This is a genomic window from Bradyrhizobium yuanmingense (genome assembly GCF_029167105.1).
Taxonomy (GTDB): Bacteria; Pseudomonadota; Alphaproteobacteria; order Rhizobiales; family Xanthobacteraceae; genus Bradyrhizobium; species Bradyrhizobium yuanmingense_A.
Genome location: NZ_JARFML010000053.1, coordinates 17,204 through 37,401 on the forward strand (window position 1 = coordinate 17,204; position 20,198 = coordinate 37,401).

The 20,198-nt window shown below is 65.0% G+C and carries 15 protein-coding genes; 9 read left to right on the forward strand and 6 right to left on the reverse strand.

Features of this window, described 5'->3' with window-relative positions:
- Positions 1-174 precede the first annotated feature (174 nt).
- Positions 175-1,014, forward strand: a complete 840-nt coding sequence (locus tag P0R31_RS37695) for a LytTR family DNA-binding domain-containing protein (protein WP_275520115.1) — start codon at positions 175-177, stop codon at positions 1,012-1,014.
- A gap of 348 nt (positions 1,015-1,362) precedes the next feature.
- Positions 1,363-2,010, forward strand: a complete 648-nt coding sequence (locus P0R31_RS37700) for an alpha/beta hydrolase (protein WP_025036034.1) — start codon at positions 1,363-1,365, stop codon at positions 2,008-2,010.
- Positions 2,011-2,020: 10 nt separating this feature from the next.
- On the opposite strand, the gene P0R31_RS37705 is transcribed toward P0R31_RS37700, so the two are convergent.
- The 3 genes from P0R31_RS37705 to P0R31_RS37715 all read right to left on the reverse strand — a co-directional run bounded on the left by P0R31_RS37705 (position 2,021) and on the right by P0R31_RS37715 (position 4,233).
- On the reverse strand, positions 2,021-2,344 hold the full coding sequence (locus P0R31_RS37705; protein WP_275520116.1) for a DMT family transporter: 324 nt from the start codon (positions 2,342-2,344) through the stop codon (positions 2,021-2,023).
- Between the two features lie 10 nt (positions 2,345-2,354).
- Positions 2,355-3,032: a glutathione S-transferase family protein gene (locus tag P0R31_RS37710; RefSeq protein ID WP_275520118.1), complete on the reverse strand. Its 678-nt coding sequence runs from the start codon at positions 3,030-3,032 to the stop codon at positions 2,355-2,357.
- A gap of 97 nt (positions 3,033-3,129) precedes the next feature.
- Positions 3,130-4,233: an anhydro-N-acetylmuramic acid kinase gene (locus P0R31_RS37715; RefSeq protein WP_275520120.1), complete on the reverse strand. Its 1,104-nt coding sequence runs from the start codon at positions 4,231-4,233 to the stop codon at positions 3,130-3,132.
- Positions 4,234-4,399: 166 nt separating this feature from the next.
- On the opposite strand from P0R31_RS37715, the gene tyrS reads away from it, so the two are divergent.
- The 5 genes from tyrS (at position 4,400) to P0R31_RS37740 (ending at position 11,674) form a co-directional block, all read left to right on the forward strand.
- Entirely contained in the window at positions 4,400-5,653 is a 1,254-nt protein-coding gene (gene tyrS / locus P0R31_RS37720) for a tyrosine--tRNA ligase (protein WP_275520122.1), read from the forward strand.
- 56 nt (positions 5,654-5,709) lie between these two features.
- Positions 5,710-6,993 (forward strand): MFS transporter, encoded by a 1,284-nt coding sequence (locus P0R31_RS37725; RefSeq protein ID WP_275520124.1) that lies wholly within the window; start codon positions 5,710-5,712, stop codon positions 6,991-6,993.
- 230 nt (positions 6,994-7,223) lie between these two features.
- Complete coding sequence (locus P0R31_RS37730) at positions 7,224-7,634, forward strand: DoxX family protein (protein WP_275520125.1); 411 nt, start codon at positions 7,224-7,226, stop codon at positions 7,632-7,634.
- Between the two features lie 380 nt (positions 7,635-8,014).
- A complete protein-coding gene (locus tag P0R31_RS37735) occupies positions 8,015-9,709 on the forward strand; it encodes a methyl-accepting chemotaxis protein (protein ID WP_275520127.1) in 1,695 nt (564 codons plus the stop codon).
- A 270-nt stretch (positions 9,710-9,979) separates the two neighbouring features.
- On the forward strand, positions 9,980-11,674 hold the full coding sequence (locus P0R31_RS37740) for a methyl-accepting chemotaxis protein (protein WP_275520129.1): 1,695 nt from the start codon (positions 9,980-9,982) through the stop codon (positions 11,672-11,674).
- A gap of 177 nt (positions 11,675-11,851) precedes the next feature.
- Here the strand turns inward: P0R31_RS37740 and P0R31_RS37745 are convergent, their stop codons facing one another.
- Complete coding sequence (locus P0R31_RS37745; protein WP_275520131.1) at positions 11,852-15,658, reverse strand: DUF3971 domain-containing protein; 3,807 nt, start codon at positions 15,656-15,658, stop codon at positions 11,852-11,854.
- 195 nt (positions 15,659-15,853) lie between these two features.
- Here P0R31_RS37745 and P0R31_RS37750 point away from each other — a divergent pair, with 195 nt between their 5' ends.
- Both P0R31_RS37750 and P0R31_RS37755 read left to right on the forward strand, forming a co-directional pair.
- A complete protein-coding gene (locus tag P0R31_RS37750; RefSeq protein ID WP_275520139.1) occupies positions 15,854-16,555 on the forward strand; it encodes a peroxiredoxin in 702 nt (233 codons plus the stop codon).
- 111 nt (positions 16,556-16,666) lie between these two features.
- Entirely contained in the window at positions 16,667-18,022 is a 1,356-nt protein-coding gene (locus P0R31_RS37755; protein WP_275520133.1) for a M23 family metallopeptidase, read from the forward strand.
- On the opposite strand, the gene P0R31_RS37760 is transcribed toward P0R31_RS37755, so the two are convergent.
- Both P0R31_RS37760 and P0R31_RS37765 read right to left on the reverse strand, forming a co-directional pair.
- Positions 18,009-18,992, reverse strand: a complete 984-nt coding sequence (locus P0R31_RS37760; protein ID WP_275520135.1) for a DMT family transporter — start codon at positions 18,990-18,992, stop codon at positions 18,009-18,011. The genes P0R31_RS37755 and P0R31_RS37760 overlap by 14 nt on opposite strands.
- Before the next feature lie 285 nt (positions 18,993-19,277).
- Positions 19,278-19,805, reverse strand: a complete 528-nt coding sequence (locus P0R31_RS37765; RefSeq protein ID WP_275520137.1) for a CPBP family intramembrane glutamic endopeptidase — start codon at positions 19,803-19,805, stop codon at positions 19,278-19,280.
- Positions 19,806-20,198: the final 393 nt, after the last annotated feature.

Sequence of the window (20,198 nt, forward strand, 5' to 3'; positions counted from 1 at the left end):
CGAGACGACAAACGCGGTTTTGGGGCCAGGACTGACACGAAAATGGCTGACACCGAAAATGCTCCGCCTGCGGCGCGCGTCGAGCCGGTTTGGGATCAGAATCGGACACGAGGGGATGAGCCGCCGGCAGTTGGGACGAGTCGTGGGTCTTTCGGGATCGGCGGCGGCGACCGGATGATGTTCGCAGCGATCGCGGCCGTCGCGCTCGTGATCGGAATCGTCAATGCGTTTTCGTTCGCCCAGGACGCGGCCTGGCGCGGCGACAGCTACGACATCGGCCGGCGGCTGTTCTGGGAGTTGTCAAGTATCGCCGTCATCCTGCTGTTGCTGCCGATCCTGGTCTTGGCCGTCCGCCGCGTGCGCCGGACACCCGGCCTCGCCGCTCAGGCTGCGATCGGGGCGATCGCCCTGCTCGGCTTCTCCACCCTTCACATCACCGGCATGGTCGGGGTACGGAAGCTCGCGCTCTGGCTCGCCGGCGGCGCCTACGATTTCCGTTTCTCGCTCGCCACGGTCCTGTACGAATTCCGCAAAGACGCCGTGGCCTTTGTCCTGATCGCCGCCACGATCTGGCTGCTCGAAAGCCGGCGTGAGCTGAAGAGCGCGGCCGTCGCATCGTCGGCGCCGCCGACCCCGCCGCAGCCGTCGTCCCCCGATCTGATCTGGCTGCGCGACGGCACCAGCCGCATCCGCGTGGTGCCGCGCGAGATCCTCTGGGTCGCGTCCGCCGGCAATTACATCGAATACAGCCTCGCCGACGGCACCCAGCACCTCATACGAGGCACGCTGGCGGCGGCGGAAAGCGAGCTGGCGCGCTTTTCCATCGTTCGCGTCCACCGGACCAAGCTCGCCAATCTCGACCGGGTGCGCGGCGTGGACCTCAAACCATCCGGAGATTTCGAGCTCGCCTTCGACAACGGCCAGACGCTCGGCGGCAGCCGGCGCTACCGGCCGGCGGTCGCCTCGCTCGGAAGCCGAACCGCGGCAGCGGGAATCGCCCCAGGCGCCCCCTAAACAGTCGTGATTTCAATGAGTTGGATAGCGCCCTTCGGCAGGACGGCCGGCTCTTGCCGTGCTTCGGTTGATTCAGGCAGGTCCAGGTCGCGGCAGGCAAGCCAGAGATGACAATGCCATGACTGGCTAAGCTCTTGAGCTGATTGAGAGATGTCGAAGAAGCTTGCTTTTTGACCCTGGCCTTGTGTTAGAAGCGCGCGTCAGTTCACCTGCGCGCCACTCGCGCATCATCCGAGGGCGCGCCTCTCCACCCTTCATCCGTGCTCTCGTTGGCGGCAACGCTGCGAGAGCCACAATCGGACGATTGCGCAGGGATCACTTCCAAGGGACTTAGATCAGAGATCATCGATGCCTGAAGTCATTTTCACCGGCCCTGCCGGCCGCCTCGAGGGCCGTTATCACCCGGCCAAGCAGAAGAACGCGCCGATCGCGATGATCCTGCATCCGCATCCGCAGTTCCACGGTACGATGAACCATCAGATCGTGTACCAGTGCTACTACGCCTTCGCCCATCGCGGCTTCTCGGTGCTGCGCTTCAACTTCCGCGGCGTCGGCCGCAGCCAGGGCTCGTTCGACCACGGCACCGGCGAATTGTCGGATGCGGCCGCCGCGCTCGATTGGGCGCAGACCATCAATCCCGAGGCGCGCGCCTGCTGGGTCGCCGGCTTCTCCTTCGGCGCCTGGATCGGCATGCAGCTCTTGATGCGCCGCCCCGAGGTCGAGGGCTTCATCTCGATCGCGCCGCCGGCCAACCTCTACGACTTCTCGTTCCTCGCGCCCTGCCCGTCCTCAGGCCTGATCGTGCATGGCGAGAAGGATGCCGTGGTGCCGCCCAAGGACGTCAACACGCTGGTCGAGAAGCTGAAGACGCAGAAGGGCATCGTGATCGATCAGCAGATCATCCCCGGCGCCAACCACTTCTTCGATTCCAAGCTCGAGCCGCTGATGGAAACCATCACCGCCTATCTGGATATGCGCCTCGCCAACGTGCGGTGAAGGCTGCCGCTCAAGCCAGCTTGAGCGTGACGATCCCCATCAAGACGAGCGCGATGCCGGCAAGCTTCATCGCGCTCAAGGTCTCGCCGAACAGCACCACTCCCATCAGGAACGTGCCGGCCGCGCCGATGCCGGTCCACACCGAATAGGCGACGCCGACCTCGAGCACCTTCAAGGCGCGCCCGAGCAGGAATACGAAGGCAGCGAGAAGCACGAGCGAGGCGATGCTCCAGCCGGGACGGGTGTAGCCTTCGGCATATTTCATGGCGATCGCCCAGCCGACGTCGAGCAGGCCCGCGATCACCAGCATGAGCCACGCGAGGGATTGCGACATCGGACCGGGCTCACGCCGCGAGCTTGAGCAGATGCGCATCGTGGCGAACGAGGAAGGCGCGCAGCAATTGCGGATAGTCGGCGCCGACCGCGGTGCGCACACTCGGACGTTTCGCGAGCACGGAGCGCCACGCGCGGACCTTCGGCACATCGCGGAAGATGCCGTGCTCGGTCAGCTCGTCGAACAGATCGAAATAGCGGAAGACTGGCGCGAACACGGCATCGACCAGACTGAATTGCTCGCCGGAGAAGAAGGGGCCTGCGCCTAGCGCGGCTTCGACGCGCGCAAACTTCGCAACCAGCGCCTGCCGCTTGCTTTCGAACGTCGCGGCGTCAGTGGTCGTTTCGAAGCCCCAGAGGTCGCCGAGGACCGCCGAGCCGAATTCCATCCAGGCGCGATGCTCGGCCCGCTTCAGCGCGTCGACCGGATGCAGCTTCGCGCCGCCTTGGGTTTCCTCGATGTATTCGCAGATCACGTTGCTCTCGAACAGCGCGACCTCGCCCTGCTCCGTCGTCACCACCAGCACCGGCACCTTGCCGAGCGGCGAGAGCTTTAGAAACCAGTCGGGCTTGTTGGCGAGATCAATGTCGATCCGCTCGAACGGTACGCCCTTCTCTTTCAGAGCGATCACCGCGCGCTGCACGTAGGGGCAAAGCTTGTGGCTGATCAATTTCAGTGAAGCGGTCATGGCGCAATCTCGACGGTTAGATGCAACTGCATCCAATATAGATGCACTTGCATCCATTCGTCAAGATCGATGCATTCGCATCAACCGAGCGTGATCCTCAGGGCCTTGCGATCACCCCGCCGGTCATCGGCATCGGCACGCCCGTGGTAGCGGGATACGACAGCGGCAGGCCCTTCAGGCCGCGGGCGGCGAGGAAGCCGAAGGCCTGGGCTTCGATGGCGTCGGACGCCCAGCCGAGGGTCTCGGCGGCCTCGACGGTGGCTGATCCCACCCGCTCCCGCAGCATCCGCAGCAGGGTGAGGTTGCGGGCGCCGCCGCCGCAGACGATCCAGCTCCGCGGCCGGCGCGGCAGCAGCGGAATGATGCGGGCGATCGCGGCCGCGGTGAAGGCGGTCAGCGTCGCCGCGCCGTCGGCCGGTGCGACGTCGCCGAGCTTGAGGGCCGCGAAATCGTTGCGGTCGAGCGATTTCGGTGGAGGCAGCGCGAAGAACGGCAACTCCAGAGCCCGCGCGATCCAGGCCTCGTCCACCTTGCCGAGCGCAGCGAATTTGCCTTCCGCATCGAACGCCTGGTTCATGGTGCGGTACATGAAATCGTCCAGCAACGCGTTGCCGGGGCCGGTGTCGCAGGCGATCAACGCATCGTTGCCGTCGATATAGGTGATGTTGGAGACACCGCCGATATTAACCACGACGATCGGCCCTTCGCGCTCCAGCGACTGGGCCAGCGCGCGGTGATAGACGGGTACGAAGGGCGCGCCCTGCCCGCCGGCCTCGACATCGGCGGCGCGGAAATCGAACATCACCGGAATATGGATCGCCCTGGCCAGTGCGGGCCCATCGCCGATCTGCACGGTCAGCCGTCTCTCGGGCCGGTGCAGCACGGTCTGGCCGTGGAAGCCGACAATGTCGACGTCCTCCGCCCTCATCCGGTTCTGGGCGAGGAAGGCTGCGACCGCCTCGGCATGAGCCTGGGTCACCGCACGCTCGGCATCGCCCAGAATGCCCGGGCGGGCATCGCGTTGCTGCAGATGCACGGCCTCGCTCAAGGCCTGGCGCAGCAGGTTGCGCTCGGCCGGGCCGTAGGGCCGGTAGCCGGAGGGCCCGAACGCCTTCACCTGCTTTCCGTCGGTTTCGATCAGCGCGACATCCACCCCGTCCAGCGAGGTGCCGCTCATCAAACCGAGTGCCGTCAACATCATGGACCAGCGTCCTCAAGAAACCCACCCTGGCATGCCGATCTTGTGCCAGAGGGACACATCTTATAATGCCAACGCGCCAAGTGGCGGGCGGCCGAACGGGTTCCCCCGGAAGACCCTTAAATTGCGCCCGAAACGGTAAACCAAGAATTGTCAGGCACGCCGACAGATGACTGTATTTAAATCGGATTTCCTCAACACCCTGCAGGAACGTGGATTCATCCACCAATGCTCCGATTTCGAGGGGCTGGACGCGCTCGCCGCCAAGGGCGAGGCCACCACCTATGTCGGCTACGATTGCACCGCCCGCTCGCTGCATATCGGCAACTACCTGACCATGATGATGCTGCATTGGCTGCAGCAGTCCGGCAACAAGCCGATCACGCTGATGGGCGGCGGCACCACCATGGTGGGCGATCCCTCCGGCAAGGACGAGACGCGCGCGATGCGCACCATTGCCGAGATCGAGGCCAACAAGGAATCGATCCGCGGCGTGTTCGCCAAGGTGCTGCGCTACGGCGCCGGCAAGAGCGACGCCGTCATGCTCGACAATGCGGAATGGCTGACCAAGCTGAACTGGATCGAGATGCTGCGCGACGTCGGCCGGCATTTCTCGGTCAACCGCATGCTGACCATGGATTCGGTGCGGCTGCGCCTCGAGCGCGAGCAGGAGATGAGCTTCATCGAGTTCAATTACATGGTCTGCCAGGCCTACGACTTCGTCGAGCTGGCCAAGCGCACCGGCTGCCGCCTCCAGATGGGTGGCTCGGACCAGTGGGGCAACATCATCATGGGCGTCGATCTCGGCCGCCGCATGGGCACGCACCAGTTGTTCGCGCTGACGACGCCGCTGCTGACGACCGCCTCGGGTGCCAAGATGGGCAAGACCGCGCAAGGCGCAGTGTGGCTCAACGCCGACCAGTTCAGCCCGTACGATTTCTGGCAGTACTGGCGCAACACCGAGGATGCCGACGTCGGCAAGTTCCTGAAGCTGTTCACGACGCTGCCGATGGCCGAGATCAGGAAGCTCGAAGCGCTCGGCGGCTCGGAGATCAACGAGGCCAAGAAGGTGCTCGCAACCGAAGCGACCGCTCTGCTGCACGGCCGCGACGCCGCGAACGAAGCCGCAGAGACCGCGCGCCGCACCTTCGAGGAAGGCGCGCTCGCCGAGAGCCTGCCGACCGTGGAAATTCCGCGCGGCGAGCTCGACGCCGGCCTCGGCGTGCTCAACGCCTTCGTCAAGGCCGGCCTCGTCGGCTCCAACGGCGAAGCCAGGCGCCAGATCAAAGGCGGCGGCCTGCGCGTCAACGATGTATCAGTCACCGACGAGAAGATGGCGCTGTCGGCAGGCCACCTGACGCCGGAAGGCGTGATCAAGCTGTCCTTCGGCAAGAAGAAGCACGTGCTCATCAGGCCTGCATAGGCGTATGAGCTTTTCACTGCTTGTCAGGGCGCACGGATGCGCGCTCCCTGACGGCAATGAAACAGGACAGGCCCAAGGAAACGAAAGCGGAAACGACAGCGGAAACGGGCAAGGAAAGGGTCGGAGGCGCCCGGCGGGACGCGGTGCGCACCGCACTCGTCGTGCTCGGCCTCTGCTTCACGCTGGCTGTTCTTGGCCGGGGCTTGAGTGAGAGCTTCACGGTCTTCCTCAAGCCGATCTCGGAAAGCCTGGGCTGGGACCGCGCCCAGGCCGTCTCGATCTACTCACTCACCTGGCTCGTCAGCGGGCTGACCGCACCCTTGGTCGGGCGCCTGTTCGATCATTCCGGCCCGCGCCTCGTCTATGCGCTCGGCCTCCTCCTGCTCGGTTCGGCCTTCCTGATCGCAAGCCATGCTCAAGCGCTCTGGCAATTCCAGCTTTCGATCGGCATCTGCGTCGGCATCGGCGTTGCTTTCATCGGCAATGTGCCCAATTCGATCTTGCTCGGCCGCTGGTTCGGACCACGCCTGCCGACCGCGATGGCGGTGGTCTATTCGGCAATGGGCGGCGGCGTGCTGGCCTTGCTGCCGGCCTCGCAGCTCCTGATCGATCATCTCGGCTGGCGCGAGACCTATCAGCTGTTCGGCTTTGCAGCGCTCGCCCTGCTGGCGCCGCTGCTGCTGCTGCCCTGGCGCATGTTCGCGGCCGGCTCGCCGCACGTCGCCAAGAAGAGCGATCCTGACTTCGTCGACAGCGGCTGGACGCTTGCGAGCGCGATGCGGCACCATGCCTTCTGGGCGCTGTTCTCGACCTTCTTCTTCACCGCGGTCGGTATGTATGCGATCGCTGCGCAGATCGTGGCTTACCTGATCGATGCAGGCTTTCCGCCGCTCCAGGCAGCCACCGCCTGGGGCTTCTCCGGAATCGTGCTGGTGTTCGGCATGCTCGGCGTCTCCGCGCTCGACGGCCTGATTGGACGCCGGCCCTCGGTGCTGCTCAGCTACGCGATCTCGATCCTCGGCATCGTTCTGCTCTGGCTGCTGCAATATTATCCGAACATCGTCCTGCTCACTGGTTTTGTGGTCTGCTTCGGCAGCATGATGGGCTCGCGCGGGCCGCTGATCAGCGCCACCGCCATGAAGATCTTTCGCGGCAAACGCGTCGGCACCATCTTCGGCACGATCTCGATCGGCAGCGGCCTCGGCTCGGCCTTCGGTTCATGGAGCGGTGGCCTGATCCACGATGCCACGCACGGCTACGATCTCCTGCTCGCCTTCGCACTTGCGAGCGTCGTGCTCGGCATGATTCCGTTCCTGGTCGTCCCTGCTTTGCGGGAGTAGGTCTCCCCGACGTAACCTGCATACCCTGGTTTCACCGGGATCCTACGGACGATGCGAGGCGAACGTACGAAAAAAAGAGAGACACGCGCCGCTGGTGACGGGGCCTTGCGGTGTTTTGTCCGACTTGACGAAAATGTCAGCGCAGAATCGTTCGTGGGTGGCTTGCGAGGCGGAAGCGAATGCGGTCCAAGTCGCAGCATTGGGTCCAGCATTGGATGGAGGGCAAACCAATGGACTTTCCTTATCTCACTCGCTTTCAACCGGTTCTCCTGAGCCTGTTTCGCTTCATCACCGGCCTGTTGCTGTTCCAGTACGGCGTCGCCAAACTGTTCAAGTTTCCGGCTGTCCCGATGTTCGCCAAGGTCGAGCTGCTGTCGCTTTACGGCGTGGCTGGGACGCTCGAGCTGGTGCTTGGCGGACTGTTGATGATCGGCTTGTTCTCGCGACTGTCGGCCTTCATCTTGTCCGGTGAAATGGCCTTCGCGTACTTCATCGGCCACATGTTCAGGGGCGACACGCCGGTGTTCCTGCCACTGCTCAACCGCGGGACCGAAGCGATCCTGTTCTGCTTCGCCTGCCTCTACCTCGCTGCAGCCGGTGGCGGCCCGGTCAGCGCCGACGCAGCGATGGGCAAGAAATAACCGGCGGCGCATCCGCGCCCCGCTGACACACATCTTATCCGCCAAGCACGACGGCACCGGCAGATCTCCGGTGCCGTCTCAGCGCGTCCCCAGCACGTTCCAGATCAGAACGAGGGCCGCGACGAGCAGCAGAGACATGATGATGCGATGAACGAATCGATTCATTGCAGGTCCATCCAGACTCTCTAGCTGCCAAACCCGATATCGATTCCTTCCCCCGGAAGGGGCGGAGGCCCATCTGCAAGGCGTTTTGCCTGCACGATTGCGCACGCGCCTGCAAATGTCGTCCGCGTGGCAGGCCGCCGCATGCTTCCATTCATGATTGGTAAGAACTTCATGCTACCGGTGCGAGCAATAACAACCATTGCGTAGGGGCCGTGATGAAACTGCTGAGTCATCTGAAGATCCGCACCAAGCTTGCCAGCATGGTCTGCCTTGCGGCTCTCACGGTCACCGCCATCATCGGCGTATCGGCCGTGCTCAGCAAGAGCCGGATGATGGAGGACCGCGTCCAGCAGATGCGGACCGCCGTCGAGCTCCTCTACAACTACGCCCAAGCGCTCCAGGACGAAGTGACTGCCGGCAAGCTGACGGCGGCCGAGGCCAAGAGCCTGTTCCACCAGCGCGGCCGCCGCATGAACTTCAACGGCAACCAGGGCTATCCGGTGGTTTACAATCCGGACGGCTCCCTGGTCGTGAACGGCGCCAATCAGCAGCTCGAAGGCAAGATCACCGGCGCCAAGGATTCCAACGGCGTGCTGATCGCCGATGCCATCATCAAGGCCGGCAGCGCGACTGCGCAGGGCGGCGTCACCTCCTATCTCTATCCCCGTCCCGGCCAGACCGAGCCGCTCCGCAAGACCGTGTTCGCGCGCAAGTTCGAGCCCTGGAACGTGGTCATCAGCTACGGCCTCTATGTCGACGACATCGACGCCGACGTGCGCGCCTTGACGCTGGAGCTCGGCGCGATCGGCGTCGGCCTGATGCTGCTGATGGCGGCGCTGTCCTGGCTGATCGCCCGCGACGTGCTCGGCGCGCTCGACCGTCAGAAGAACCGCATGCAGGCGATTTCCGAAGGCGCCATCGACAAGCCGGTCGAGGAGACCGACCGCGGCGACGAGATCGGCCGCATGGCCGAGACGCTCGAAATCCTCAGGCAGACCGCGCTCACGGCCCGCACGCTGGAGGCCGAGCAGGTCGCGGCCAAGGCCCGCAGCGAGCAGGAGAAGCGCGAGGCCCTGATCGCCCTTGCCGACCGTTTCGATGCCTCCGTCGGCCAGCTCGTCGGCCTGATGGCCTCCGGCTCCGGTGAATTGGAGACCACCGCCAAGTCGATGTCGTCGACCGCCGAAGGCACCAATCGCCGCGCCGCATTGGTCGGCTCGGCCGCCAATGAGGCCAGCCAGCGCGTCCAGACCGTCGCCTCCGCTGCCGAGGAGCTCTCCTCCTCCATCACCGAGATCAGCCGGCAGGTCGCGCAATCCGCCGAGGTCACGGGACGTGCGGTGGACAGTGCTCGCCGCACCGACACCATCGTGCGCGCACTCTCCGACGGCGCCCAGCAGATCGAGCATGTCGCCGAGCTGATCTCCAACATCGCGGCGCAGACCAACCTGCTCGCCCTCAACGCCACCATCGAGGCCGCCCGCGCCGGCGAAGCCGGCCGCGGCTTTGCCGTGGTCGCCTCCGAGGTGAAGTCGCTGGCGAGCCAGACCGCGGAAGCCACCCGCGAGATCGGCGACAAGATCGCCCAGATCCAGGGCGCCACCAAGGAAGCGGTCGATGCGATCGGCGGCATCACCGCCACCATCGAGGAGGTCAGCCGCATCGCCACCTCGATCGGCGCTGCCATCGAGGAGCAAGGCGCCGCCACCGCCGAGATCGCCCGCAGCGTCTCGCAGACCGCGGAGGCGACGAAAGAGGTCACCACCAATATCGGCGGCGTCTCCACCGCAGCCAACGAGACCGGCAACGCCGCCGGCATGGTGCTCGCAGCAGCCAGCAACCTCTCCAAGCAGGCCGAGCAGCTCTCCGGCGAAGTCGGAACATTCCTGAAGGGCGTGCGCGCGGCGTAAGTGGCACAGCATCTGGGACGGCCTGACCACGACATCATGCATCGGCGAATCGATGCCTCGATCGAACTCGCCTGATCGCGCGAATACGAGCACGATCCATTTTCTTGAATGCGTCGTCGCAAGCGTCGGCCCCTCGCCTGCACATGCCTGTCCACAGCTGCGCAGATTGCACTGCGCCTGAACGCGCCATTTTCCACGTTCAGGAATGGTAAGAACTTCCTGATACGACTGCGCGAGAACAAGCATTCCACAACCGTCCCCGAGGCCGTCATGTCGCTGCTCAGTCACCTGAAGATCCGCACCAAGCTTGCCAGCATGGTCTGTCTCGCAGCGCTCACCGTCACCGCTCTCGTCGTCGGTTCGAGCTATCTCAGCAAGACCCGTATGCTCGAAGATCGCGCACGCCAGATGCAGACGGCGGTCGATCTGCTGCACGGCTTCGCGCAATCGCTTCAGGACGAGGTGACCGCCGGCAAAATGACGCTCGCCGATGCGCAAGCCCAGTTCAAGCTGCGCGGCCGGCAGATGAAGTTCAACGGTGGCCAGGGCTATCCCGTCGTCTACACTGCCGATTCAACCGTTATGATGAACGGCGGCGCGCCTCAGCTCGAGGGCAAGAACAACGGGATCAAGGATGCCAATGGCATTGTCATCGGCGACGCCACGGTAAGCACGGCCAAGCAGGCGGCTGAAGGCGCGATCCTGTCCTATCTCTTCCCACGTCCGGGCGAGACCGTTCCGGTTCGCAAACTGGTGTTCGCGCGCCACTTTGCACCCTGGAATGTCGCGATGGCCTACGGCCTCTATGTCGACGACATCGACGCCGACGTGCGCGCCTTGACGCTGGAGCTCGGCGCCATTGGCGTCGGCCTGATGCTGCTGATGGCGGCGCTGTCCTGGCTGATCGCCCGCGACGTGCTCGGCGCGCTCGACCGTCAGAAGAACCGGATGCAGGCGATTTCCGAGGGCGCCATCGACAAGCCGGTCGAGGAGACCGACCGCGGCGACGAGATCGGCCGCATGGCCGAGACGCTCGAAATCCTCAGGCAGACCGCGCTCACGGCCCGCACGCTGGAGGCCGAGCAGGTCGCGGCCAAGGCCCGCAGCGAGCAGGAGAAGCGCGAGGCCCTGATCGCCCTTGCCGACCGCTTCGATGCCTCCGTCGGCCAGCTCGTCGGCCTGATGGCCTCCGGCTCCGGCGAATTGGAGACCACCGCCAAGTCGATGTCGTCGACCGCCGAAGGCACCAATCGCCGCGCCGCATTGGTCGGCTCGGCCGCCAATGAGGCCAGCCAGCGCGTCCAGACCGTCGCCTCCGCTGCGGAGGAGCTCTCCTCTTCCATCTCCGAGATCAGCCGGCAGGTCGCGCAATCCGCCGAGGTCACCGGCCGCGCGGTGGACAGCGCCCGCCGCACCGACACCATCGTGCGCGCACTCTCGGACGGCGCCCAGCAGATCGAGCATGTCGCCGAGCTGATCTCCAACATCGCGGCGCAGACCAACCTGCTCGCCCTCAACGCCACCATCGAGGCCGCCCGCGCCGGCGAAGCCGGCCGCGGCTTTGCCGTGGTCGCCTCCGAGGTGAAGTCGCTGGCGAGCCAGACCGCGGAAGCCACCCGCGAGATCGGCGACAAGATCGCCCAGATCCAGGGCGCCACCAAGGAAGCGGTCGATGCGATCGGCGGCATCACCGCCACCATCGAGGAGGTCAGCCGCATCGCCACCTCGATCGGCGCTGCCATCGAGGAGCAAGGCGCCGCCACCGCCGAGATCGCCCGCAGCGTCTCGCAGACCGCGGAGGCGACGAAAGAGGTCACCACCAATATCGGCGGCGTCTCCACCGCAGCCAACGAGACCGGCAACGCCGCCGGCATGGTGCTCGCAGCAGCCAGCAACCTCTCCAAGCAGGCCGAGCAGCTCTCCGGCGAAGTCGGAACATTCCTGAAAGGCGTGCGCGCGGCGTAAGCGGCACATAACATTCCCACGTGATCACCGTCATGCCCGGGCTTGTCCCGCCTGCGCGGCCGAAGCCGCTGCGGCGCGGCGAGGGCCCGGGCATCCACGTTCTTGGTGCCGTGTGGTGAGGCGTGGATGGCGCCGGGACAAGCCCGGCCATGACGTCGGAAGAGAAGCAGATCGCCGCTACCGCCGCGCGATGGTGCAACCGCTCGACAGCTGGCGCGTCGACCCGGTCGAGCCGTCGTTCGAATGCGAGGGGAATTCCTCGAACGGCGAGTTCTGCTTGCCGGTGTTGAACTCGAAGATCTTGCGGAACAAGCCCGGCGCCATCGCCGAGATCGGATTGACGCGCATCACGGGCGCGGCTGGCGTGCCGACGACCTCGTAGGTCACGCCGATCAGCCCCTCATTGTTGCCGCCGCCGAGGAAGATGCCGAACAGCGGGATCTGGCCGAAGATGTTGTTGACGCCGTACATCGGCACGAAGGTGCCGCTCATGCAGACCTGGTTGCCGGGATAGTCGATCGAGCCCTCGATGGTGGCACCGATCATCGGCCCCTTGACCACGCCGTCACGGACCGTGAGCGCACCGTTCTGCCGCGTGAACTCGGCGCGAAGTGCGCTGAAGGAGACGCCATTGCCGGTCCCGTTCGGCGCGCCGGCGGCAACGCGTTCGAGCTGCGCCTCGCCCTTCACGGTGAAGTCGCGGACATTGATCAGGCCCTCGCGCGCGGCGTTCGGCTCGGAAGACGGCGGCTCCATCGCCACCACCATCTGGCCGCCGACCGCCTTGGTGTAGGTGTCGGTGAAACGCAGCAGCGCGCCGGCGTCGTTGGTCTGCAGGTAGATCACCTCGCGGTTGCCCTGGGCGCGGCCGCCGCGCAGGTCGGCAGCGACGGGCGTGTCGCGGCCGATCTTGCCGCTCAGCGTGAGCGCCTTGATGGCCCCATTGCGCTTCGACATCTTGGCATCGAGGCTGCGCATGGCCTCGCCGTTGAAGCCGGCGACGGCACCGAGCTTCACGTCAATGTCGAAATCGACGTTCTTCAGCTTGTTCTTGTCGTCCTTGGAATTGCCAGAGATCGCCGACTTCAGGAAGCCGCGGCCGTCGAACACGTCGCCACGCATGGTGCCGCGCAGCACACCATCCTGGCTGCGCTCCACCCTGAGCGAGGCCTTGTCGCCGTCGGACGGTGCGTAGGTCGGGAAGTTCGCGTTCACGAGATCGCTGTTCGCGTCGAGCTCGAGCGAGCCCTTGATCGAGGCGCCGCCGCCTTCGATGACGATGTCCTCGAAACGCGTCGATTGCGCCGTCGGCACCACCTTGAAGCTGGCCTTGCCGGACTTGCCCGGCAGCTTGACCCAGCCGGGCAGGATGTTGTCGAGCCTGACCGAGGTCAGATCGGCCTCGACGCCGAGCTTCGTCGTCTGATCCGCGCCGCTCGCGATCTTGCCCGACAGCTTGATCGGCAACGATCCGATGACGGCGGGGCTGAGATCGAAGCCGAGCCGCGCGCGGCTGGCATCGTCCAGCGTCGCCTGCAGCCTGACGTCCGCGTCGCCCTCGGCCGGCTTGCGATAATCGAGCGAGGCCGCCTGGCCGTTGATCTTGACGTCGCCCTTGACCTGATAGCCCTGGTTGTTGGCTGATATCTTGAGGTTGTTGGCTTCCAACTTCTGGTTCATCACCAGCTTGTCGGCGGCAAAACCGTTGAGATCGGCGGTGACGGCGTAGATGGTGTCGGCCTTGGTCAGCTCGCCCTTGACCGGCATGCCGAGCTGGATGTTCGCCGAGAACGTTCCCTTGCTGGTGTTGGGATCGACGACGGTCGCCGACAGGTCGCTCAGCCGATCATTGGCGAGCATTTCAGCGGCCGCGGGCACCGGCCCTTCCACACGGAACCTGCTCCGCGACGGCGACGGCTTGGGCGCCATGTCCGGCACCTCGAAGACGAAGTCGGAGATCGTGACCTTGCGGCCCGCGGGGGTATCGGCAATGCCCTGCCCGATGTTGACGGTCGCGGTACGACCGGTCACGCGCGCCTTCAGATCGGCATCGCGCACTACCGGCATGCCGTCCACGGGCCGGACCGCAACGCCGCTCGCCACGATGTTGACCGACAGGCCGTCGTCCGGAATGGGCGGACCCTTGCGCGGCAGGTTCCTGGTCGGCGAGTTGACGCCGATCTCGATGCGCTGGAGCGTGCCGCGCTCGATCCGTTCGATCACCCATTCACGCAATTCGGGGACGATCAGCGTCGGCCACATCCGCTTCAAGGCGGAGGCCGACATCGGCGTGCCCGCAAAACCGAGGGTGAGCCGCGGCTCGCCCGAATAGTCGAGGGCGCCGGTGCCGGCGACGCCGATCTCGCCGTTGGAAACGTCGGCCTGTGTCAGCAGGATGCGCTTGTGGTCGGTGTCGAAGCGGAAGCCGATCGCAATGCGGTTGAAGACGAGCGGCGGCTCGTTGTCGATGCCGCCGAGCAGGATCGAACCGCCGCTGAAGCCGAGCTGCCAGTCGTTGATGTTGCCGTTGGGTGGCTCGAGATGGGCCAGCAGCGTCAGGCGGTTCGCGCCGGAGAGAACCTTGAACGGCGCAACGAGCACCCGCCGGTTCGCATCCCACTCGACGTTGATCTCGGCCGAGTCGATTGCCATCGGGTAGTCTGGCGTGTCGGTATCGATGATGTTGCCGGCGCCGGCCGCGATCTTGCCGCGGAAGAAGGTCGGCACGCCGTCGCGGCCGAGTTCGCCCTTGAGCTCCCCCGTCAGCGGCAGGTCGGCGGTGTAGGTGAGGTCCTTCACCCGCAGCGCCAGCAGGATGTTGGAGGTCGAGACCTTGTCGGCCTTGATGTCGACCGAGCGCACGCCGTTCTCGGCCGGGCCGATCGTGGCGCGCAGCATCCACGGGCGCGCGCCTTGCTCGCCGAGGCTGAGCGCGACGCCGCCGCGGCTCGGGCGGCGCAGGCTGAGCGTGATATTCTCGAACGACCATTTGCTGCCGCGCTGCTGATCGTCGACGATCAGGACGCCGTTCTTCAGACCGATCTCGTTGAGGTTCTGGCCGTCGAGGCCCGTCATGCTCAGGCTGTCGAGCCAGTCGAGGCCCTGAAGGATGCCGCTCTGCGCGGTCACCTGCGGCGGGGCCTGCGATGCGTCCGGGCTCGCAGGCGCGGTCGCGAATGGCGGCGGGGGGACACCGCTGCGCGGGAATGTCGGCGGCAGGCCCGCGTCCTTCTTGGACGCGACACCGGTCGCCAGCGGCTTTGCGGTGTCGCCGGCGGACACGGTGACGGTACCGTCGGGCGCAATGCGGATGGCGAGCTCGGCATCGACCAGGTTGAGACTCTCGGCACGCAGGTGCCCCATCAGGAGGGCCGCACCCGACAGCCTCACCTCGGCCTTCGGCGCGCTGGCGACGACGGCGTGATCGCGGTCGCGAACGATGATGTCTCGGATGCGGACGGCGATGCGGACCCGGCCGGCCCGCTCGATCTGGGTGCCGCCGACCTCAACGGTGTTGCCGTGGCCGATATTGTCCTCGATCGCGGCTGCGAGCCACGGCGTTGCGATATCCAGATTGATGGGACCGGCACCGAGCCGCCACCACAGCGCACCGAAACAGCCGATGAAAATGACGATGACGGTGGCGACGGCCACCGCTAGGCGCTTCAGCCAGCGTCCCCTACCCGTCCAGCGGCGCAGCGCGCCAAATCCGCCACCAAAGCGAAGGAAGCCCGAACCGGAACGCGCCAGCAACCGGCGTGCGCGATTGCGCGCAGCCGCTTCCTGATCCGGATCCCAGTCGGCGTCGTCCCATTCCTGCGGCTCAAATTGGCCGCCGCGCCGATCAAAATCCCGGTTGTGGTCCTGGGGCGACGTATTCCTTGCCATTGCCTCTCGATACAGGCGCCCGTCATAGGATTGAGCGCCGCCGGGACCGCAGCCGTTCGCGGGAAGTGACGCTCCCTGCGCCGGCACTGCCGCCATACCTCGAATCTTCCTGCTGTTCGTCATTTCGCCCCGGGAGCGCGTTCAACGAGCAGTGGGGTGGTGCGTGGAATTCCTTGTAACCATACTCCGGCGTCGCCAGACTTGCCCAGCCGAGGGCACGATTCCGGTTCGCCGGACAAGAGCTGCAATACCGCTTCGGTTGACCTGCCGAAAGCGTCGAAAGGAAGGCGTATGTCCAAGAAATCCCGAAAGAAATCGTCCAAAACGCCCTCCGGCAGCCCGACCGTTAAAAAGAAGTCCGCAAAAACGCGGGCATCGACTCAAACAAGATCCGCGAAAACGCAGCGGACGCCGGCACGCAAATCAGCTGCGACCATAGCAAAAGCAGGATCACATAAGGCCGCATCGAAACAGTTAAAATCCTCCAAATCCGCCTCCTCTGCGGCTGCGGCCAAGTCGGGCTTGAAGTCCGGCTTGGCCGAGGGCCAAAAGGCCCCGGCCTTCCGCCTGCCGCGCGATGGCGGCGACGTGGTCACGCTGGCCGACTATGCCGGCCGAAAGCTCGTCCTGTTCTTCTACCCCCGCGCCGACACCCCCGGCTGCACGCGGGAGGCGATCGACTTCACGCGCCTCGCCGACGCCTTCGCTGCCGCCGGCACCGCCGTGCTCGGCATCTCCGCCGATCCGTTAAAGGCCCAGGAGAAGTTCCGCGACAAGCACAAGCTCGGCGTCCCCCTCATCTCGGACGAGACGCATGAGATGCTGGAGGCTTATGGGACCTGGGGCGAAAAGTCCATGTATGGCAAGAGCTTCCTTGGGATTCTTCGTACCACGATCCTGGTCGGGAGCGACGGTAAGGTGGCGCGGATCTGGCGCAATGTCCGGGTCGATGGCCATGCCGACGAAGTGCTGGAGGCGGCAAGGAGCCTTTAACCAATCCTTTAAATTCGCGCGTTCCCATTTGCGGAAAATTAACCATGCGCGGCCCAGATTGCGGCGGCAATTGAGCCGCAAGGAACCCATCCGACCGGCGCGGGAGTGCCGATGTCGAAAAGTTCTGCCCAATACTCGCAGTACCCCCAACATCATCCTCACGACCACGGACGGGCTTTCCGGCGCCCCTTGGGTGCCCCGGCGGCGGTGACCGCGATTCCCCTGCCCGCCACCGACGATGCCTACACCATCGTGCATGCCGGCAAGCAGGTCCGCTTCGGGCCCGTGGTGTTCTGGATCGTGGTCGGCACCGTGGTGCTGCTCGGTCTGTGGTCGGCCGCCACCGCCACCTATTTCGCGTTCCGTGACGACGTCCTGACCCGGCTGATCGCCCGCCAGGCCGAGATGCAATACGCCTATGAGGACCGCATCGCCGAGTTGCGCGCCAAGATCGATCGCACCACCAGCCGTCAATTGCTCGACCAGGAACAGTTCGACCAAAAGCTCGACCAGATCATGAAGCGCCAGACGGCGCTCGAGTCCCGAGCCACTGCGCTCGGCGCCATGCCCGACGTGACCGGCTCGATTCCCCGCGCCGCCCCGCAGCGGAGCGATGCAAGCCCGACCACGCCAAAACCGTCGCCGATCAGCGACACCGTGATCTTCGTGGCGCCGCCGGATCGCGAAGCGCGCCTCGAATCGCGCGCGCCGAGCGTATTGGCAGCGCCGACCAACAAGTTCGCCAAGAACCAGGGTTTCGACAACGTGCTGGTCCGGCTCACGACCTCGCTTGATCAGGTCGAGCGGCGCCAGATGGCGACGCTCAACGCGGTCGAGGAAAGCATGGATTCGCGCATGCGCCGGATGCGCAGCGTGGTCAGCGACCTCGGCCTGAACCTTGCCCATCTCGAAGCCGCCGTGCCGCGCAGTGCGATGGGCGGACCGTTCGTTCCCGTCAAGCTGACGGCGAATGCCGGACCGTTCGAGAAGCAGCTCCACCGCATCCACACCACGCGCGCCGAGATGGACCGTCTCAACCGCACGCTGGCGTTGGTGCCGTATCGCAAGCCCGTCATCGGCGAGGTCGAGTTCACGTCCGGCTTCGGTGTGCGCAGCGATCCTTTCCTGGGGCGGCCCGCGATGCACACCGGCCTCGATTTCCGTGCCGCCAGCGGTGACCCCGTCCGCGTCACCGCCTACGGCAAGGTGGTTTCCGCCGGCTGGTCCGGCGGCTACGGCCGCATGGTCGAGGTCGACCACGGCAACGGGCTTTCGACCCGCTACGGCCATCTCTCCGAGATCAACGTCAGGGTCGGCGAGATCGTGAAGATCGGCCAGGTCATCGGCCTCGTCGGCTCGACCGGCCGCTCCACCGGTCCGCACCTGCACTATGAGACCCGGATCGAAGGCGAAGCGGTGGATCCGCAGAAATTCTTGCGCGCCGGCGTGCGGCTCAGCGCGGGTTAGGCCCGCGCTTTTCAATTTCGCAGCGCCCAGCTTTCCCGGTAGCCAGAGAACGACTAGCGGCCGGGAGCTTGCGCAGCACGCGGAGCACACGCCCGTCGATCACCAGCAACGCGCTGCCGATGACGATTGCGCCCGCGATCTCGCGGCCGGAGATCGGCTCATCCAGCACCAGCCAGCCCAGCAGGATGGCGGTGACCGGAATGAGCAGCGTCACCAGCATCACATTGCTCGCACCCGAGCGCCGCACGATCTGAAAGAAGACGATGTAGGCGAGCGCCGTCGAAAGCGCGGCGAGGCTGAGCACGGCAAGCCAGGTCGTAAGGCTCGGCATCGGCAAGAGCCAGGGCTGCTCCACCACGCCGGCGACGACTGCCATCATGACGGTCGATGCCATCAGTTGGAACGTAGCGGTCCCGAGCGGCGCTGCGTCCTTCAGCAAGCGCCGCGCCGCCAGCGCCGCGAAGCCGTAGCTCAACGCGCCGCCAAGGCAGAGGAGGATGCCGAGCCCCTGCTCCGGCCTGGTCTCAAAACCCCATCCGCGCAGAAGGATCACGCCGGCAAGGCCGAGCGCCACCCCGGCCGTGCGGCGAACCTGGAAGCCCTCCTGGCCCGCCGCAATCATCACCACCACCGTGAACATCGGCGTGGTCGCGTTCAGAATCGAGGCCAGCCCACTCGGAATGAAGGTCTGGCCGATCGCGATCAGCGAGAACGGGATGACGTTGTTGAGCAGCCCGATCGCGACGAAGGGCATCCAGCCCACCCAGCTGGTGGGGAAGCCGATCCCCTGCATGCGTAGCAACGGTACGAGAATCGCCGCGCCAAGCGCGACACGCAGGAACACCAGCGTCAGAGGCGGCAATTCCCGCAGAGCCGCGCCGTTGAAGAAGAACGAGCCGCCCCAGAGAATGGAGAGCACCGCGAGCAGCGACCAGTCGCGCGCGTCGATCCTGTGGTCGCTTGGGAGCATGGGGTCTTACATCCCTTGGCCGAGCCCGCTGACCTAGGGCGACGGGGCGAACAGTGCCACCCGATTTCCGATGAAGTGCCGGTCTAAGAAGCCGATGCTGGCAATGAATCGCGATCGAATTTGTCCTACGCAATGTTGGCTGGCCAGGGCGTGTAACTCATCAACCCGATCAGCCCGCACAGAGGCGGCGCATTGTCCGTTCGTTGCTCAACAGCGGACTTGGCGAGGTCCCCCCACGTGATCGACTAAGGGCCAGAAGCAGTCATCGTCGGCCGTTGGGAGCGATCAAGCGAAAGCGATGATGTCCACGATATAGTGTGCGAGAGCGACCGGCCATAACGCACCGGATCGCCGGAACATCAGCATCAACAGGCAGCCACTCATCGTGGCGAGAAGAACGGTCCCTAGCCCGGCCCACCAATGAAAGGCACCGAACAGAACTGACGTGACAAGGAAGGCGAACGTCCCGTCACCTACATAGGGCTGCAATGCGGCCCGGAGATATCGCCGGAATATGATCTCCTCGCTGACGGCAACTAGCGCCAAGCCGAATATGAGGTCGAATGCGTTTAGCCAACCGATCGGATGCGGATACACACCGAGCACTGTTGCGGGGAACGACGCGTTGAGAAGACGTTGCGGCCACTGGCTCAGACGCTCCAGAAGCAAGACTCCAGCAATCCAAAAGCTAATTTCAATGAGGGATACCTGGCGCTCGTCCCTTCGGAAAGCTGCCACCCGCGCCGAGGGGACGACTGCCAGGATGGCCAGTGCAGTGATGCGCCCGGCATAGTCCCACGCAAGCCAGCTCACCGCATTATCCTGATGCAGCCGCACAACTTGGGAAACAACGAACGGCACTAGGGCCGCACAGAACCACCAAATGAGGGGAAGTCTAAAAGCGCGATAGTTCTTAAGCCCCCTAGCTAGCTGCAAGGTCTGTCCTTTGATGTTGAGCCAACAGATTCGTTACAGTTGGTAGCCTCGCGATTTGGAGCCAACCGTCCATCTGCTGCTTGGCCATCATGTTTGCAATGGGTCTTGGTCGTGTAAAAACGCCGGTCGCTAGGCAGTCGAGCGGAAGTCATGATCGCTTGGTGTCAGGCCGCGATCGCAGCCATCAGCGGCTTGATCCCGACGATGTTCATGACCCGTGTCAGATTGTAGGCCAGGACGGAGAGCGCCATTTCGGCCGCCACTTTCGGA

Coding starts and splice junctions, on each gene's coding strand:
- P0R31_RS37715 (WP_275520120.1), bottom strand. CDS start 4,233: ATGATGTTGACGGCACTCGGTTTGATGAGCGGCACCTCGCTGGACGGG.
- P0R31_RS37695 (WP_275520115.1), top strand. CDS start 175: ATGATGTTCGCAGCGATCGCGGCCGTCGCGCTCGTGATCGGAATCGTC.
- P0R31_RS37700 (WP_025036034.1), top strand. CDS start 1,363: ATGCCTGAAGTCATTTTCACCGGCCCTGCCGGCCGCCTCGAGGGCCGT.
- P0R31_RS37740 (WP_275520129.1), top strand. CDS start 9,980: ATGTCGCTGCTCAGTCACCTGAAGATCCGCACCAAGCTTGCCAGCATG.
- P0R31_RS37735 (WP_275520127.1), top strand. CDS start 8,015: ATGAAACTGCTGAGTCATCTGAAGATCCGCACCAAGCTTGCCAGCATG.
- P0R31_RS37730 (WP_275520125.1), top strand. CDS start 7,224: ATGGACTTTCCTTATCTCACTCGCTTTCAACCGGTTCTCCTGAGCCTG.
- P0R31_RS37750 (WP_275520139.1), top strand. CDS start 15,854: ATGTCCAAGAAATCCCGAAAGAAATCGTCCAAAACGCCCTCCGGCAGC.
- P0R31_RS37760 (WP_275520135.1), bottom strand. CDS start 18,992: ATGCTCCCAAGCGACCACAGGATCGACGCGCGCGACTGGTCGCTGCTC.
- P0R31_RS37745 (WP_275520131.1), bottom strand. CDS start 15,658: ATGGCGGCAGTGCCGGCGCAGGGAGCGTCACTTCCCGCGAACGGCTGC.
- P0R31_RS37755 (WP_275520133.1), top strand. CDS start 16,667: ATGTCGAAAAGTTCTGCCCAATACTCGCAGTACCCCCAACATCATCCT.
- P0R31_RS37725 (WP_275520124.1), top strand. CDS start 5,710: ATGAAACAGGACAGGCCCAAGGAAACGAAAGCGGAAACGACAGCGGAA.
- P0R31_RS37710 (WP_275520118.1), bottom strand. CDS start 3,032: ATGACCGCTTCACTGAAATTGATCAGCCACAAGCTTTGCCCCTACGTG.
- tyrS (WP_275520122.1), top strand. CDS start 4,400: ATGACTGTATTTAAATCGGATTTCCTCAACACCCTGCAGGAACGTGGA.
- P0R31_RS37705 (WP_275520116.1), bottom strand. CDS start 2,344: ATGTCGCAATCCCTCGCGTGGCTCATGCTGGTGATCGCGGGCCTGCTC.